Genomic DNA, 13,920 nt, shown 5'->3' on the forward strand with positions numbered 1-13,920 from the left:
CCGGGATGGTCGAGGTGGGTGACCGGATGCTGGTGCACAACGACGGCGGCGACTCGCTCGACGTCTACGTGCTGGACGGGACCTGTGCGGTGGTCAGCGTGCACTCCGCGGCGGTGGACCCCTACGACCCCGAGGACATGGCGCTGGCCGTCGACGGGACCGTCTGGCTCGCCGACACCGGCGACAACAACGGCACCCGGACGACGGTCGCGCTGCTGGCCCTGCACGCCGACGGCAGCAGCTCGGTCTACCGGCTGGCGTACCCCGACGGCCCGCGGGACGTCGAGGCGCTGCTGCTCGCCCCCGACGGGACGCCGTACCTGGTGACCAAGGAGGTGCTGGGCGCCAGTGAGGTGTACCGGCCGGTGTCGGCGCTCGTGGAGGACGGCACGGTCGGCCTCACCGAGGTCGGCGACGCGGAGTTCCTGCCGACCGGGACGCCGGGCGGCCCGGTCGGCCGCGCCGGCCAGCTGATGGTCACCGGTGGTGCGGTCTCTCCCGACGAGCGCTGGATCGCCCTGCGCACCTACACCGACGCCTACGTCTGGCCGCTGACCGGCTCGGACGTGGCCGGTGCGCTGGCGGGGGAGCCGCGCCGGGTCGCCCTGCCCGAGGCGGCCCAGGGCGAGGCGATCAGTTTCACCGGGGACTCCGCGGCGATCGTCGTCGCGGGGGAGGGGCTGGCCAGCGACGTCACCGTGGTGCCGCTGCCGGCCGAGGCGGCGCCCTCGTCGTCGTCGGCGGCCACGGACGGCACGGGCTCCGGCCTGCTGTCCGGCGACGACGGCCCGCCCCCGGTGGCCGCGGCGGTCGCTGCCGCTGTCGTGGCCGGCGTGCTCGTCTGGCTCGGGGGCGCGCTGGTGCGCCGGCGCGACTGAGGCCTCGGCCCTCCCGCGTCCCGGGGCTCCGGCCGGGGCCTGCCGTCCGGAGCGGCTGACGACCAGGTCGGGCGCTCGGCCGCTGGCGCGGCGGTCACCGCGCCGGCGGCCCGTCGGCCCCGTCCCGGGGCCCGTCCCGAGCGTGCGAGGGGTGGGTGGGACGGGGCCCTTCGTCAGACCCGGCGGAGCACCGTGACGACGCGGCCGAGCACGGTGGCGTCATCCCCCGGGATGGGCTCGTACGCGGGGTTGTGCGGCAGCAGCCACACGTGTCCGTCGCGCCGCTTGTAGGTCTTCACCGTCGCCTCACCGTCGATCATGGCGGCGACGATCTCGCCGTTCTCCGCGGTCGGCTGCTGGCGCACGACGACCCAGTCGCCGTCGCAGATGGCGGCCTCGACCATCGAGTCACCGGTGACCTTGAGCATGAACAGCGTGCCCTCGCCGACCAGCTCGCGGGGGAGCGGGAAGACGTCCTCGACCGCCTGCTCGGCCAGCACGGGGCCACCGGCGGCGATCCGGCCGACGAGCGGGACGTAGGTGGGGGCAGGGGTCTCCTCGGCGCCGGCGGGGGCCACCACCGTGGGCGCGGGCGCGCCGGGGGTGTCGCCGGGCAGGCGGACGTCGAGCGCGCGCGGGCGGTTGGGGTCGCGGCGCAGCCAGCCCTTCTTCTGCAGCACGCTGAGCTGGTGGGCCACCGACGAGGCCGACGACAGCCCCACGGCCTCGCCGATCTCGCGGACCGAGGGCGGGTAGCCGCGCCGCTCGATCGAGTCGCGGATCACCTCGAGGACCCGCCGCTGCCGCTGGGTGAGCCCGTCGCCGCTCTCGCCCCGGTCGGGGAAGGTGCGCACCGACGCCGTCTCGGCCCGCTCCGGTGCGGCGGTCCGGCTCCCGGACGCGCGCCGCGACGAGCCGCCTCCGCCCCGGACACCGCCGCCCGACGTCCCGCTCGTGCCCGCCACGTCTCCTCCTCGCCGGCCGTGTCGTCACGGCCCTGTCGACCTGCGCCCGCCCGGGGAGCCGGACCCGGCCGGCTCCACTGCGTGGGACCGCTGCCGGCCCCGGCCCCGCCGGCGCCCTCGCGGCGACGGCGGACGGGTGCTGCTACGGACCGTAGCGCCTCGGAGCCGGTACTTCAAACGTGTGTTCGAAGTCGGCGTGCGGTGTCGGGTCGACCTCGTCGGGGGGATGCGGTACACATCGCACGGACGTTCGATCGAACGCGTGTTCGAGCAGCGCCGGGTCGATGGAGGAGGAGAGGTCATGGCGAGCGTGCGGCAGGCCGTGCTGGAGTTCGACGCGACGGTCCGGGTCCCGTGGCGTCCGTTGCTCGGGTCGGCGGACGACGGCCGTGCGGCCGGGTGCGGGCACCCGGGCCGGGCGACGGCCGCGTCCGGGCGCCTGCCGCAGACGCCTGCTGCGTCGGGGCCGGCCGGGACCGGCCCCCGCGTCGCCGGTCACCTGCGGCCGGTGCCCGACCGCCCGGCGGGCCCGGAGCCGCGCACCGCGGACCCGGCTCCCTCGGGCCGGGGTGCCGGCCGGGCACCCGCTCGGCGGGAGCCGACGTCCTCGGGCGGCCGTCCCGCCGCGTCGCGCCCGGTGCCGGCCCGTGCCGTGCGCGGGGGCTGCGCCACCCCGGAGCGCGCTGCGGTCCCGCGGCTGCGTCTGACCCGCCGGGGGCGCCGGCTGGCGCTCGCCCTGGCCCTCGGCGGCGCCGTCGCGCTCGGCGTGCTCCTCGCCCCGCTCGTCGAGGGCCCGGACGACGGTGGACTCCAGCTGGCCGGCGAGCGGAGCGTGGTGGTGGAGTCCGGCGACACGGTGTGGTCGATCGCCGGGGAGGCCGCCGGTGCCGACCAGGACGTGCGCACGGTGGTCGACGCCATCGAGGAGCTCAACGACCTCGAGGGTTCGGCACTGGTCCCCGGCCAGGTCCTCGAGCTGCCCTGAGGCGCGCGGTCGCTCGCGGCACGGGGCGGTCGAGGAGCGACAAGAGGCGGCGGCCATGTTCGTCAACCCGTCGTGCCGAGTCGCTGACACCCCGTGGCCGACGGCCCGTTTACGGTCAGCTCCGTGTCAGCGATCTCAGGCAGCCGGGCCGCCGTCTTCACGCAGCAGTCGCAGCGCTGCGAGGTCTTCGTCGAGGGCACCTGGTGGCCGGGTTCTCTGCTGGGGTGGCGGCACGATGGTCAGGGTGCGTGCCAGATGTGGGTCCGGGTGACCGTGGCCGGCGTCGACCGGGAGACCTGGACCGACCTGGCCGAGGTGCGCCTGCCGGAGAACCGGCCGGTGCCGGTGCTGGTGCCGGACAGCGGCATCGACCCCTTCGCGAGTGTCGGCGAGGAACTGCTGCCGGGCGCCTCGGTCGCCCCGCTGCTGTCGCTGAGCGAGGCCGCCGCCCGTGAGCAGCGGGTGGCGGGCGTCCTCCCCACGTCGGCGCCGGCCGCCGGCCGCCGTCGCCGCCGCCACGGCGGCGACGTGACCGCCGAGCAGCCCGCCGTCCCCGCGGGTGCGGCCGCCGGCCGGCACCGCGTCGGGCGTCACCGGGCGGCGGACGCGGCGGAGCAGCCGGAGGAGGCATCGGGTCCGGAGCCGGGCGACGCCACGGTGCTCATGCCCCGGGCGATCGAGGCCGACTGCCTGACCCGGCCCCTGCGGCTCGGCGACCGCGCCTCCCGTCCCCGCCTGGGGCGACCCGGCGAGGCCCTCCGCGCCTGAGGCGCGACGCGCTCCCGCATCCCGCGCGACGCGTCCCGGTCGGCGTCACCGCGCCCGGCCCGCGGCGCACCTGCGCCGGCGGGTTCGGTCGCCCCGTTACACCCGACCGGCGCGTCCCGCGACCGCTGCGGAGCGCTCTCCGGCGTGTTCCCGAGGCGCGTGTGACGCGTGCGCGCGGGTGGTCACGAAGTCGTCTCGACGGACGACGCGCCTGGCGTTCGGCTTGCAGATCTAGTGGGGCCGGACCTAGGGTTCCCCTACATCTAGTAGTTGCACCGATGTAAGTCCGTCCACAGGCCGTCCTCAGGCCCTCCCCACGACGTCCACCAGATGTCCCCAGGGAGGTCCACAGCCGGCCTCCCGGTCCCGTCGCTCCGGCCGCTCGCGCGGTCGCCGCGGCGCTCCCGGGCGGACCCGCGCCGGAGCGCGTCGCGAGGGAGGGGGTCGGCCATGCGCTGTCCCTTCTGCCACAACCCCGACAGCCGCGTCATCGACTCGCGCGAGGCCGACGAGGGGGCGACCACCCGCCGCCGCCGGTCGTGCCCCGCGTGCGGGCGGCGCTTCACCACGGTGGAGGAGGCCGTCCTCGCCGTCGTCAAGCGCAGCGGCGTGAGCGAGCCGTTCAACCGCAGCAAGGTGGTGGCCGGCGTCCGCCGGGCCTGCCAGGGGCGGCCGGTCGACGAGGACCAGCTGCAGCAGCTCGCCCAGCAGGTCGAGGACGCCATCCGGGCGACCGGCGCGGCGGAGGTCCCCAGCCACGAGGTGGGGCTGGCCATCCTCCGGCCGCTGCGGGAGCTGGACGAGGTCGCGTACCTGCGCTTCGCGAGCGTCTACCGCGCCTTCACCTCGCTCGAGGACTTCGAGAAGGAGATCACCGAGCTGCGGGCCCGGCACATCGCCGCCGGCACCCCGCCGCTGCCTGGCATGCAGGACCCGCCGGCGCGCCGGCGGGGTGGAGGGCGCGGCCAGGCCGCCTCCGCCGGCGGCACCGCCGGCTCCTGAGAACCGTCAGCACCACCCGATAAGAAGAGGGCGGCTCTCTTCCCCAGCCGCCGCAGATGCCCACACGACAGGGCCCACAACACAGGGAGAGCTCCGTGACCGAGACCGAGGATCGCTTGTCGGGCCGTACGCGTCGCGCCGCCAAGGCGCCGACCAGGGGGAAGGGCCTGAAGGTCAAGCGTGTCTTCACCACCGCCGGGGTGCACCCGTACGACGAGGTGACCTGGGAGCGTCGTGACGTCGTCATGACCAACTGGCGGGACGGCTCGATCAACTTCGAGCAGCGCGGCGTGGAGTTCCCCGCCGAGTGGAGCATCAACGCCACCAACATCGTCACCACGAAGTACTTCCGCGGCGCCGTCGGCACCCCGCAGCGCGAGACCAGCCTGCGCCAGCTCATCGACCGGGTGGTGCTGACCTACGGCCAGGCCGGCCGCGAGCACGGCTACTTCGCCAGCGAGGGCGACGCCGAGATCTTCGAGCACGAGCTGACCTGGATGCTGCTGCACCAGTACTTCAGCTTCAACTCACCCGTCTGGTTCAACGTCGGCACCAGCGCGCCGCAGCAGGTCAGCGCCTGCTTCATCCTCGCCGTCGACGACACGATGGACTCGATCCTCAACTGGTACCGGGAGGAGGGGCTGATCTTCAAGGGCGGCTCGGGCGCCGGCCTGAACCTCTCCCGCATCCGCTCCTCCAAGGAGCTGCTCTCCTCGGGCGGCACCGCCTCGGGCCCGGTCAGCTTCATGCGTGGCGCCGACGCCTCCGCCGGCACCATCAAGTCCGGTGGCGCCACCCGCCGCGCGGCCAAGATGGTCGTCCTCGACATCGACCACCCCGACATCGAGGAGTTCATCGAGACCAAGGCGCGCGAGGAGGACAAGATCCGCGCGCTGCGCGACGCCGGGTACGACATGGACCTCGGCGGCAAGGACATCACCAGCGTCCAGTACCAGAACGCCAACAACTCCGTCCGCGTCTCCGACGAGTTCATGCGCGCGGTCGAGGACGGCACGGACTTCGGCCTGCGCTCCCGCCTCGACGGCTCGGTGATCGAGACCGTCGACGCCAAGGACCTGTTCCGCAAGGTCACCCAGGCCGCCTGGGAGTGCGCCGACCCGGGCATCCAGTACGACGACACGATCAACGACTGGCACACCAACCCCGAGACCGGGCGGATCAACGCGTCCAACCCCTGCTCGGAGTACATGAGCCTGGACAACAGCTCGTGCAACCTGGCGTCGCTGAACCTCATGAAGTTCCTCAAGGACGACGGCACGTTCGACACCCGGAACTTCGTGAAGGCCGTCGAGCTGGTCATCACCGCGATGGACATCTCGATCTGCTTCGCCGACTTCCCGACCGAGCCGATCGGTGAGACCACCCGCGCCTACCGGCAGCTGGGCATCGGCTACGCCAACCTCGGCGCGCTGCTCATGGCCACCGGTCACGCGTACGACTCGCGCGGCGGCCAGACCCTGGCCGCGGCGATCACCTCGCTGATGACCGGCACCGCCTACCGGCGCTCGGCGGAGCTGGCCGGCATCGTCGGCGCCTACGAGGGCTTCGCCCGCAACGCCGACGCCCACGCCCGGGTGATGCGCAAGCACGCCGCGGCCAACGACGCCATCCGCCCGGTCGGCGCCGACGACGCCGACGTGCTCAAGGCCGCGACCGCCGAATGGCAGGCGTGCCTGGAGATCGGCGCGGACTTCGGCTGGCGCAACGCGCAGGCCTCGGTGCTGGCCCCCACCGGCACGATCGGCTTCATGATGGACTGCGACACGACCGGCATCGAGCCGGACTTCTCGCTGGTCAAGTACAAGAAGCTGGTCGGCGGCGGCTCCATGCAGATCGTGAACCAGACCGTCCCGCGGGCGCTGCGCAGCCTGGGCTACCAGGACGAGCAGATCGAGGCGATCGTCGAGTACATCGCCGAGCACGGCCACGTCGTCGACGCCCCGAGCCTGCGCCCGGAGCACTACGAGGTCTTCGACTGCGCGATGGGCGAGCGGGCCATCTCCCCGATGGGCCACGTCCGGATGATGGCCGCGGTGCAGCCGTTCATCTCCGGCGCCATCAGCAAGACGGTCAACATGCCGGAGACGGCGACCGTCGAGGACGTCGAGAACATCTACTTCCAGGGCTGGAAGCTCGGCCTCAAGGCGCTGGCGATCTACCGCGACAACTGCAAGGTCGGCCAGCCGCTGTCCGACGCCAAGGCCAAGAAGAGCGAGGCCAAGGCGGAGGTCGAGGCGGCCCCGGTCGCCACGACGTCGCAGCCGGTGCGCCGCCGGCTGCCGAAGAAGCGGCAGAGCATGACGACGTCGTTCAGCGTCGCCGGCGCCGAGGGCTACATGACCGCCGGGATGTACGAGGACGGCAGCCTCGGCGAGGTGTTCCTCAAGCTCGGCAAGCAGGGCTCGACGCTCGCCGGCGTCATGGACGCCTTCTCGATCTCGCTGTCGATCGCGCTGCAGCACGGTGTCCCGCTGGAGACCTACATCCAGAAGTTCACCAACATGCGGTTCGAGCCGGCCGGCATGACCGACGACCCGGACATCCGGATCGCCCAGTCGGTGATGGACTACATCTTCCGTCGCCTGGCGCTGGACCACCTGCCGGTGGAGAAGCGGGCCAACCTCGGCATCTTCAGCGCCGAGGAGCGCGCCGCCCAGGTGTCCGGTTACGGCACCTCGGCCTCGACCGCCGCGGTCGTGGAGGAGGAGGTCGACCTCGAGGCGCTGCGCGGCTCGGCGCCGACCGAGGGGCCGGCCAAGCCCGAGGTGAAGTCCGAGACGCCGGTCAAGGAGGCCCACTCCTCGGCCGAGCTGCTCGAGCTGGTCACCGGCACCGCCACCGACGCGCCGCTGTGCATGACCTGCGGCACGAAGATGCGCCCGGCCGGCAGCTGCTACGTCTGCGAGGGTTGCGGCTCCACCAGCGGTTGCAGTTGATGTGAACGGCCAGGAGATGTCCCGCTGAATCGGACAGCGATGTCCTGGACGTGGTCAGCGAGACGTCTCCTCGGCTGGTACGGCTCGTCTACCGGCCCGGTTCTCCTCGAGGGCCGGGCCGGTGGGTGCGCCCGTCCGGAAGTCGCTGGTGCCTCGGCATGGAGCCCGCAGTGACTCTTGGACGCCTGGGTCCCGACTCGTGGGCGAGTCGTCGACTCCAGCTGCTCGGTCCCGCGAAGCGGCAACGCCACGAGCCGCTGACCTGACGGGCCCTCTGCTGGGCCCGTCACCCGGGCCGGGAGAGGGAAGGACACGCGGTGAGCGGCCGTGGTCGGCGCATCCCCGTCGACGGGCCCCGTACGGCGACGCCGGCCGACGGACCGGTGGTCCTGTACACGTGCCGCCGTCGAGGTACCGGGCCGATCGCCGTGACGGGCGGGTGCCCTGCCTCGGGGAGCGATCCCCGTGGTGGTCAGACCTCGGGCGCAGCCGCGACCCGCCGGAACTCGGACTGGACGATGTCGTAGCAGTCACATGCCGCCTCGTGCAGGGCATCGGCGTCCAGGACGGTGATCCGCCCGCGGGTGTAGCGGATGACGCCGGCCTGCTGGAGCACGCCCGCGGTGAGCGAGACGGTGCCCCGGCGCACGCCGAGCATCTGGGCGAGGAACTCCTGGGTGAGGTTGAACTCGTCGGCGCCGACGCGGTCGCGGGTCTGCAGCAGCCAGCGGGCGCAGCGCTCCTCGGTGGTGTGCAGGCGGTTGCAGGCCACGTTCTGCGACAGCTGGATCATCGTGGCCAGGGTGTAGCGGTGCAGCACGTCGTGCAGCGCGCCGTCCTCGGACAGGAACCGGCGCAGCTCACCCGTCGGGAGGCGCACGGCCGTGCCGCCGATCTGGCCGAAGGTGTCGTGCGGGCTCTCGGCCGCCCCGAGGAAGGCCGGGAGGCCGCCCAGGCCCTCGTAGCCGACCGTGGCCACCTCGATCGCCGCCTCGCCCTCGACGGTGGCCAGCAGCGACAGGACGGCATCGACGGGGAACCAGAGGTGCTCGATGGGCTTGCCGCGTTCGTAGAGCTGCTGGCGGACGTCGACCTCCACCGGCTCGAGGGCAGGCCGCAGCCGGCGGTACTCGTCCTCGGGCAGGGCGCCGAGCAGGAGGTTGCGTCGCGGGTCCGGGGGCGTGCTGTCGGTCAGCGTGGACACGGGCCTCCCTCCGGGACGGGCGGTCCCGTCTGCTCCGGGCCGAGAGGAGCTACCCCTGGAGGGCGGGCGTCATGCCGGGACGGGCGGACGCGGGCCCAGGCGGGCCCACGGCGGGATCGGCACGGCGAGCAGGTCGGCGGCGCCCGGGGCCATCACGTACGCCACCAGAGCCGGCGCAACCAGGTCCAGGGGCAGGGCGTGCTCGACGCAGCCGGTGGCCAGGGCCGCGCTGGGCATGCCCGGCGCCTCGGCGTCGTCCAGGTCCTGGACCAGCACGCGGCCGCCGGCCCGGCGGACCGCGCGCACGCCCGCGGCGCCGTCGGACAGCCGTCCGGTCAGCACCACGGCCAGCACCCGCCGGCCGAAGGCGGCAGCGGCGCTGGTGAATAGGTCGTCGGCGGTCCTGGCCATCGGGCAGGCCCGTAGCGCCAGCCGACCGTCGGGGTGGAGCTCCGCAGTGGTCCCGGCCGGCAGCACGGTGACCCCGGGCAGCAGGGGTCCGGACGCGGCGGTGCGCACGGGCAGGGCCGCCCGGGTCCGGAGCAGGTCGCTCAGCAGCTCGGGCGTGCCGGAGCCGCGGTGCTGCACCACCAGGACCGGCACCGGGAAGTCCCCCGGCAGCCCGGACACGACCGTGCGCAGTGCCCGCACGCCGCCGGCGCTGGCGGCCAGCGCGACGACGTCGAAGCCGTGGCTCCGGTCGGTGAGGGGTCGCGTCGCCACCCGACCGAAGGTACGCCTGTGTCAGGTACCTGACACAGCACTGCTGCGCGTGTCCTGGCACCGGCCCGATGTCCCCACGGCAACCGCACCCGGTGGCGCCCGGGATCAGCGCACCCACCGCACCGGAGCCGACGCCAGGCGACCCAGCAGGGTGGGGGAGGCCGGCTCGCGGGTGTCAGGTCGCTCGGCGGAGTCCTCGAGGTCGGTGCTCATGCCGAGCCAGCCGCGGACCGTGCCGTCCGGGTCGTGCAGCGGGGACCCGAGCCCGGCCGAGGCCCTGCAGGAGGCCATCGAGGCCGCCGAGGCGGCTGAGGAACTGCGGGAGCCGGGATGTCCCGGCCGGCGCGGCGCCGGAGCCGGCGCTGCGCACGTGGCTGGAGAACACGCGGTCCACGGCCGGCACGCGAGCAGGTGCGGGGCAGTCCGCCCCGGCGGGGTCCTGGGCCCTCGACGGGCGCCGGCCGGCCCCGTGCGAGCATCCGGGGGTGCCGTGGCGGGGACGGGGGGAGCTGCCCCGTGAGGTCGGCATCCTCGCCGTCGTCGCCTTCGTCGTCGCGCTCGGCTTCGGCGTCGTCGCACCCGCCATCCCGCTGTTCGCCCGGGCCTTCGGCGTCGGGACGACGGCTGTCGGGCTCGCCGTCAGCGCCTTCGCGTTCTTCCGCTTCGTGTCCGCCTTCGGCGGCGGCTCCCTGGTCGAGCGGTTCGGCGAGCGCACGGTCCTCTCGGCCGGCCTCGGCATCGTCGCGGTCACCACGGGGCTGGCCGGCCTGGCGACGTCCTTCCCGCTGTTCCTCGCCCTCCGTGCGGCCGGCGGCGTGGGCAGCGCCATGTTCACCGTCGCCGCCCTGTCGCTGCTGCTGCGGGTCGCCCCGCCCTCGCACCGGGGACGTGCCGCAGCGACGTGGCAGGGCGGGTTCATCCTCGGCGGGATCGCCGGTCCGGCGGCCGGCGGGCTGCTCGCCGAGCTCTCCCCACGCCTCCCCTTCTTCCTGTACGCCGGTTTCCTCATCCTGGCCGGCTCGGTGGCCATGGTGCTGCTGCGCCCGTCCGTCACTCCGCAGCGGTCGGCGGCCCCGGCGGGAACCGGTCCCGACCTCGCCGCCGACCCGGTCGGCCTGCGGACGGCCCTGCGCTCGCGCGTCTACCTGACCGCGCTGGTGGCCAACCTCGGCGTGGGCTGGGTGCTCTTCGGGGTCCGCAACTCGCTGGTGCCGCTGTACGTCACCGAGGAGCTGGGCCGGACGGTCGCGTGGGCCGGCGCCGGCCTGCTGGCGGGCTCGGTGGCCCAGGCCCTCGGCCTGCTGCGGTCGGGTCGCCTGGCCGACACGTGGGGACGGCGTCCCGCTCTCGTGTTCGGTGCCGCGCTGGCCACGGTCTCGACGGCGGCGCTGGTCCTGCCCCCGGTCCTGTGGGTCTTCCTGCTGTCCATGGCCCTCTTCGGGCTGGCCGCCTCGTTCCTCGCCAGCGTGCCGGCGGCACTGGTCGCCGACGTCAGCCCGGCCCGCGGCGGTCGGGTGGTGGCGGTGTTCCAGATGTCGGCCGACCTCGGCGCCATCGCCGGTCCGCTCGTGGCCGGCTGGCTCACCGACGTCGCCTCGTACCAGACGGCCTTCGCCGTCACCACGGCCGTGCTGGCCGCCGGGCTCGGCGCCGCCCTCACCCTCCCGCGGACAGCGGGCGCAGCCGTCCGTCGATAGGCCGCCGGGCGGGGTACCGGTGGGCTCTCGGAGCCCCGCGTGACCCCCGCCACGGCGATGAGCGAGGTCACAGGACGATCACGCCGGATCGCCTCCCGTCACGGGTCCGGGCCGCCGATGACCCCTCTGGCCAATCCCGCTGCGCGCTCACCGACGAGTGCCCGGGGCCGGCGTGTGGCGGACAGCCCGCCGGTGGCCGCGCCCATCGCAGTCCACCGAACGGATCCCCGCTCCACCATGATCGCCGCCCTCGGCTCCACCGCGGCCGCCCTCAGCATCACCGTCGTCTGGCCCCAGGTCTGGCTCTCCTGCCGGCACGGCCGCACGCTCGGTCTCTCCCCGACCGGCAGCTGGCTCGCCGTCGGTCTCAACCTCTGCTGGCTGACCTTCGGTCTCCTCGTCGGTGACGGACCGCAGATCGCCACCCACGCCGTCGTCGGCGCCGGCAACACCGCCGTCCTCGTCGCCCTGCTCCGCGCCCAGCCGCAGCTGCGCACGGGGCAGCAGCTCCGCCGCACCGCCGCGGGAGCCGCAGGCCTGGCCGCGCTCGCCGCGGTCAGCGTCGTCGCCGTCGTCCTCGGTGCCGCGACGGTCGCGGTCGCGGCCGGGCTCAGCGCGGTCGTCACCCTGGTCGGGATCGTCGCCGCGCTGCCCCAGCTGGTGAGCATCCTGTTCGACCGGACCCAGGACCTGTCCGGGATGTCCTCGGCGCGCTGGTACCTCGGCGCCGGCTCGTGCGCCTCGTGGACGGTCTACGGCTGGCTGCTCGGTCAGCCGACGGTGTGGCTGTCGGCCGGCTTCGGGCTGGTCTGCGCGGTCGCGACCTGTGCCGTCCTGCGGGCCCGGAGGACGGCTCCCCGCGCCGTCCCGCGGCGGGCGTCCCGGGCGGTGCTGGCCGCGGCCTGACCTCCCGGCTGCGCCCGGCACGGTCCCGACGTCCGTGGTAGGCACCGGGCACGGCCGACGACGGGAGGACGACGTGCAGGCAGTGCTCATGGAGCGGACCGGTGGCCCCGAGGTGCTGACCGTCCGCGAGGTGCCCGACCCCGAGCCCGGCGAGGGGCAGGTGCTGGTCGACGTGGCGGCCGTGGGCGTCAACTTCCGCGACGTGTACGAGCGCGAGGGGCGTCCGCCCTACGGCGGCGACCTGCCCAGGGTCGTCGGCGCGGAGGGGGCCGGCACCGTCGTCGGCACGGGGGAGCGGGTCGCCTGGCTCGACGTCGCCGGCAGCTACGCCGGCCGGGTGGCCGCGCCGCGGGAGAAGCTGGTACCGGTGCCCGACGGCGTGCCGCTCGAGCTTGCCGCCGCCGTGGTGCTGCAGGGCTGCACCGCCCAGTACCTCGCCGCCGACTCGTACCCCGTCGCCGAGGGCGACTGGGTGGTCGTGCACAGCGCGGCCGGGGGAGTCGGGCTGCTCCTCATCCAGCTGGTGCGCGCCCGCGGCGGCCACGTGCTGGCCACCGTCTCCACCGAGGAGAAGGCCGAGCTCGCCCGGGGAGCCGGCGCCGACGAGGTGGTGGTCGGCTACGACGGCTTCCCCGAGCGGGTCCGCGAGCTCTCCGGCGGCGAGGGTGCGGCGGCCGTGTACGACGGCGTCGGGCGGACGACGTTCGCCGCGGGGCTGACCGCGCTGCGGCCGACCGGGCGGATGATCGTGTACGGCGCCGCCAGCGGGCAGCCCGAGCCGCTGCCGGTGCAGCAGCTGGCGTCGCACGGCTCGCTGTACGTCCAGCGGCCGACGCTGGGCACCTACACCCGCACCCCGGAGATGCTGCGCGAGCGGGCCGGTGCGGTGCTGGGGATGGTCGCCGCCGGCCGGCTCGACGTCCGCATCAGTGGCCGGTACCCGCTGGCCGAGGCCGGCCGCGCCCACGAGGACCTCGAGGGACGCCGGACCACCGGCAAGCTGCTCCTGACGGTGTGACCCTCCGGGTCCGGTCGACGGCGACGGTCGGGGGCCGGTGTGCCGCCAGGCCGGGAGAGCGGCCCGGCGGCACGGCCGGCTCAGGAGCGCTGGCGGTCCGAGGAGCGGTACCTGCCCAGCAGCGACGCGGAGGACTCGCCGGCCTCGTCGTCGAAGACCATCGGCCCGATCCGGCTGCCCGGGGCCACCACGGCGTCCCGGCCGGTGAAGTCGTACCGGTAGGTCCAGGTCCCGTACTCGTCGACGAACGTGCCGCTCTGCCGCTCGCTGTAGGTGTCGCCCACGCCGGTCCAGGTGATGTCCACTGCCGGGCTGCCCGTCGTGTCCCCGTGCCCGCTGCCGACCGCGAGCGTGCCGGTCAGCCTCGCCGTCGTGAGCTTCTTGTCGACCGTGAAGGTCACCTGGCCGCCCTCGACGAAGCGGGTCCCGAGCAGCTGGCACGGGCCGTCCGCAGGGGCCGGCTCGCCGTGCCCGCCGGCGGGCAGTTGCGGCGTCGTCCCCTCGTCGCACTCGACGTCGTGGACCGTGCCGAACACCCGGGCCCGGCCGTTGCCGAGGTCCTCGACGTAGAGGTCGCCGAAGTGGGCGTTGCCCGGCGCGTCGGCCGCCGGCGGCAGCTCGCCGACCTCGAGCCAGGTGGTGGAGACCTGGATGCCCGAGGACCTGGAGAAGAACAGGTCGCCGGCCAGCGCCGGCGAGGGGACGGCGACGGCGAGCGCGGCCGCCGCGGCGGTGACCGTCGTCAGGCGGCGCAGGGAGGAGGCGGACATGGGACCTTCTTCCGTTGGTGCACGGCGGGACCGTGCGGGGACGGTGG

13 protein-coding genes are annotated in these 13,920 nt (G+C 74.7%); 8 read left to right on the forward strand and 5 right to left on the reverse strand.

Features of this window, described 5'->3' with window-relative positions; all coding sequences use genetic code 11:
• The first annotated feature begins 5 nt into the window (after positions 1-5).
• Positions 6-878: a hypothetical protein gene (locus tag ACI79G_RS12170; RefSeq protein WP_456881387.1), complete on the forward strand. Its 873-nt coding sequence runs from the start codon at positions 6-8 to the stop codon at positions 876-878.
• 173 nt (positions 879-1,051) lie between these two features.
• Here the strand turns inward: ACI79G_RS12170 and lexA are convergent, their stop codons facing one another.
• Positions 1,052-1,843: a transcriptional repressor LexA gene (lexA, locus tag ACI79G_RS12175; protein WP_456881388.1), complete on the reverse strand. Its 792-nt coding sequence runs from the start codon at positions 1,841-1,843 to the stop codon at positions 1,052-1,054.
• A 301-nt stretch (positions 1,844-2,144) separates the two neighbouring features.
• Here lexA and ACI79G_RS12180 point away from each other — a divergent pair, with 301 nt between their 5' ends.
• The 4 genes from ACI79G_RS12180 (at position 2,145) to ACI79G_RS12195 (ending at position 7,555) form a co-directional block, all read left to right on the forward strand.
• On the forward strand, positions 2,145-2,828 hold the full coding sequence (locus ACI79G_RS12180; RefSeq protein ID WP_456881389.1) for a LysM peptidoglycan-binding domain-containing protein: 684 nt from the start codon (positions 2,145-2,147) through the stop codon (positions 2,826-2,828).
• Between the two features lie 123 nt (positions 2,829-2,951).
• Positions 2,952-3,596, forward strand: coding sequence for a hypothetical protein (locus ACI79G_RS12185; protein ID WP_456881390.1), 645 nt, complete (start codon positions 2,952-2,954; stop codon positions 3,594-3,596).
• 450 nt (positions 3,597-4,046) lie between these two features.
• Positions 4,047-4,598 (forward strand): transcriptional regulator NrdR, encoded by a 552-nt coding sequence (nrdR, locus tag ACI79G_RS12190; RefSeq protein ID WP_456881391.1) that lies wholly within the window; start codon positions 4,047-4,049, stop codon positions 4,596-4,598.
• A gap of 95 nt (positions 4,599-4,693) precedes the next feature.
• Complete coding sequence (locus tag ACI79G_RS12195) at positions 4,694-7,555, forward strand: vitamin B12-dependent ribonucleotide reductase (protein WP_456881392.1); 2,862 nt, start codon at positions 4,694-4,696, stop codon at positions 7,553-7,555.
• Positions 7,556-8,027: 472 nt separating this feature from the next.
• Here the strand turns inward: ACI79G_RS12195 and ACI79G_RS12200 are convergent, their stop codons facing one another.
• From ACI79G_RS12200 to ACI79G_RS12210, 3 genes are all read right to left on the reverse strand, one after another.
• The gene (locus tag ACI79G_RS12200) at positions 8,028-8,759 is read right to left on the reverse strand and encodes a Crp/Fnr family transcriptional regulator (RefSeq protein ID WP_456881393.1); all 732 of its coding nucleotides are present in this window, start codon (positions 8,757-8,759) and stop codon (positions 8,028-8,030) included.
• Between the two features lie 69 nt (positions 8,760-8,828).
• Positions 8,829-9,482: a chemotaxis protein CheB gene (locus tag ACI79G_RS12205; protein WP_456881394.1), complete on the reverse strand. Its 654-nt coding sequence runs from the start codon at positions 9,480-9,482 to the stop codon at positions 8,829-8,831.
• A gap of 105 nt (positions 9,483-9,587) precedes the next feature.
• On the reverse strand, positions 9,588-9,773 hold the full coding sequence (locus tag ACI79G_RS12210; RefSeq protein WP_456881395.1) for a hypothetical protein: 186 nt from the start codon (positions 9,771-9,773) through the stop codon (positions 9,588-9,590).
• Between the two features lie 194 nt (positions 9,774-9,967).
• Between ACI79G_RS12210 and ACI79G_RS12215 the strand changes: the two genes are divergently transcribed.
• The 3 genes from ACI79G_RS12215 (at position 9,968) to ACI79G_RS12225 (ending at position 13,103) form a co-directional block, all read left to right on the forward strand.
• Entirely contained in the window at positions 9,968-11,179 is a 1,212-nt protein-coding gene (locus ACI79G_RS12215) for an MFS transporter (RefSeq protein WP_456881396.1), read from the forward strand.
• 237 nt (positions 11,180-11,416) lie between these two features.
• Positions 11,417-12,085, forward strand: a complete 669-nt coding sequence (locus ACI79G_RS12220; protein WP_456881397.1) for a SemiSWEET transporter — start codon at positions 11,417-11,419, stop codon at positions 12,083-12,085.
• A 73-nt stretch (positions 12,086-12,158) separates the two neighbouring features.
• Positions 12,159-13,103 (forward strand): quinone oxidoreductase family protein, encoded by a 945-nt coding sequence (locus tag ACI79G_RS12225; protein ID WP_456881398.1) that lies wholly within the window; start codon positions 12,159-12,161, stop codon positions 13,101-13,103.
• An 80-nt stretch (positions 13,104-13,183) separates the two neighbouring features.
• On the opposite strand, the gene ACI79G_RS12230 is transcribed toward ACI79G_RS12225, so the two are convergent.
• Positions 13,184-13,873 carry a hypothetical protein gene (locus ACI79G_RS12230; RefSeq protein ID WP_456881399.1) on the reverse strand — a complete coding sequence of 230 codons (690 nt, stop codon included), beginning with the start codon at positions 13,871-13,873 and terminating at the stop codon, positions 13,184-13,186.
• Positions 13,874-13,920 lie beyond the last annotated feature (47 nt).

This window comes from Geodermatophilus sp. SYSU D00779, assembly GCF_054050595.1.

Bases quoted from the DNA above. Each gene is read 5' to 3' on its own strand.
- ACI79G_RS12170 (WP_456881387.1), top strand. From the start codon at position 6: ATGGTCGAGGTGGGTGACCGGATGCTGGTGCACAACGACGGCGGCGAC.
- ACI79G_RS12180 (WP_456881389.1), top strand. From the start codon at position 2,145: ATGGCGAGCGTGCGGCAGGCCGTGCTGGAGTTCGACGCGACGGTCCGG.
- nrdR (WP_456881391.1), top strand. From the start codon at position 4,047: ATGCGCTGTCCCTTCTGCCACAACCCCGACAGCCGCGTCATCGACTCG.
- ACI79G_RS12210 (WP_456881395.1), bottom strand. From the start codon at position 9,773: ATGGCCTCCTGCAGGGCCTCGGCCGGGCTCGGGTCCCCGCTGCACGAC.
- ACI79G_RS12220 (WP_456881397.1), top strand. From the start codon at position 11,417: ATGATCGCCGCCCTCGGCTCCACCGCGGCCGCCCTCAGCATCACCGTC.
- ACI79G_RS12230 (WP_456881399.1), bottom strand. From the start codon at position 13,873: ATGTCCGCCTCCTCCCTGCGCCGCCTGACGACGGTCACCGCCGCGGCG.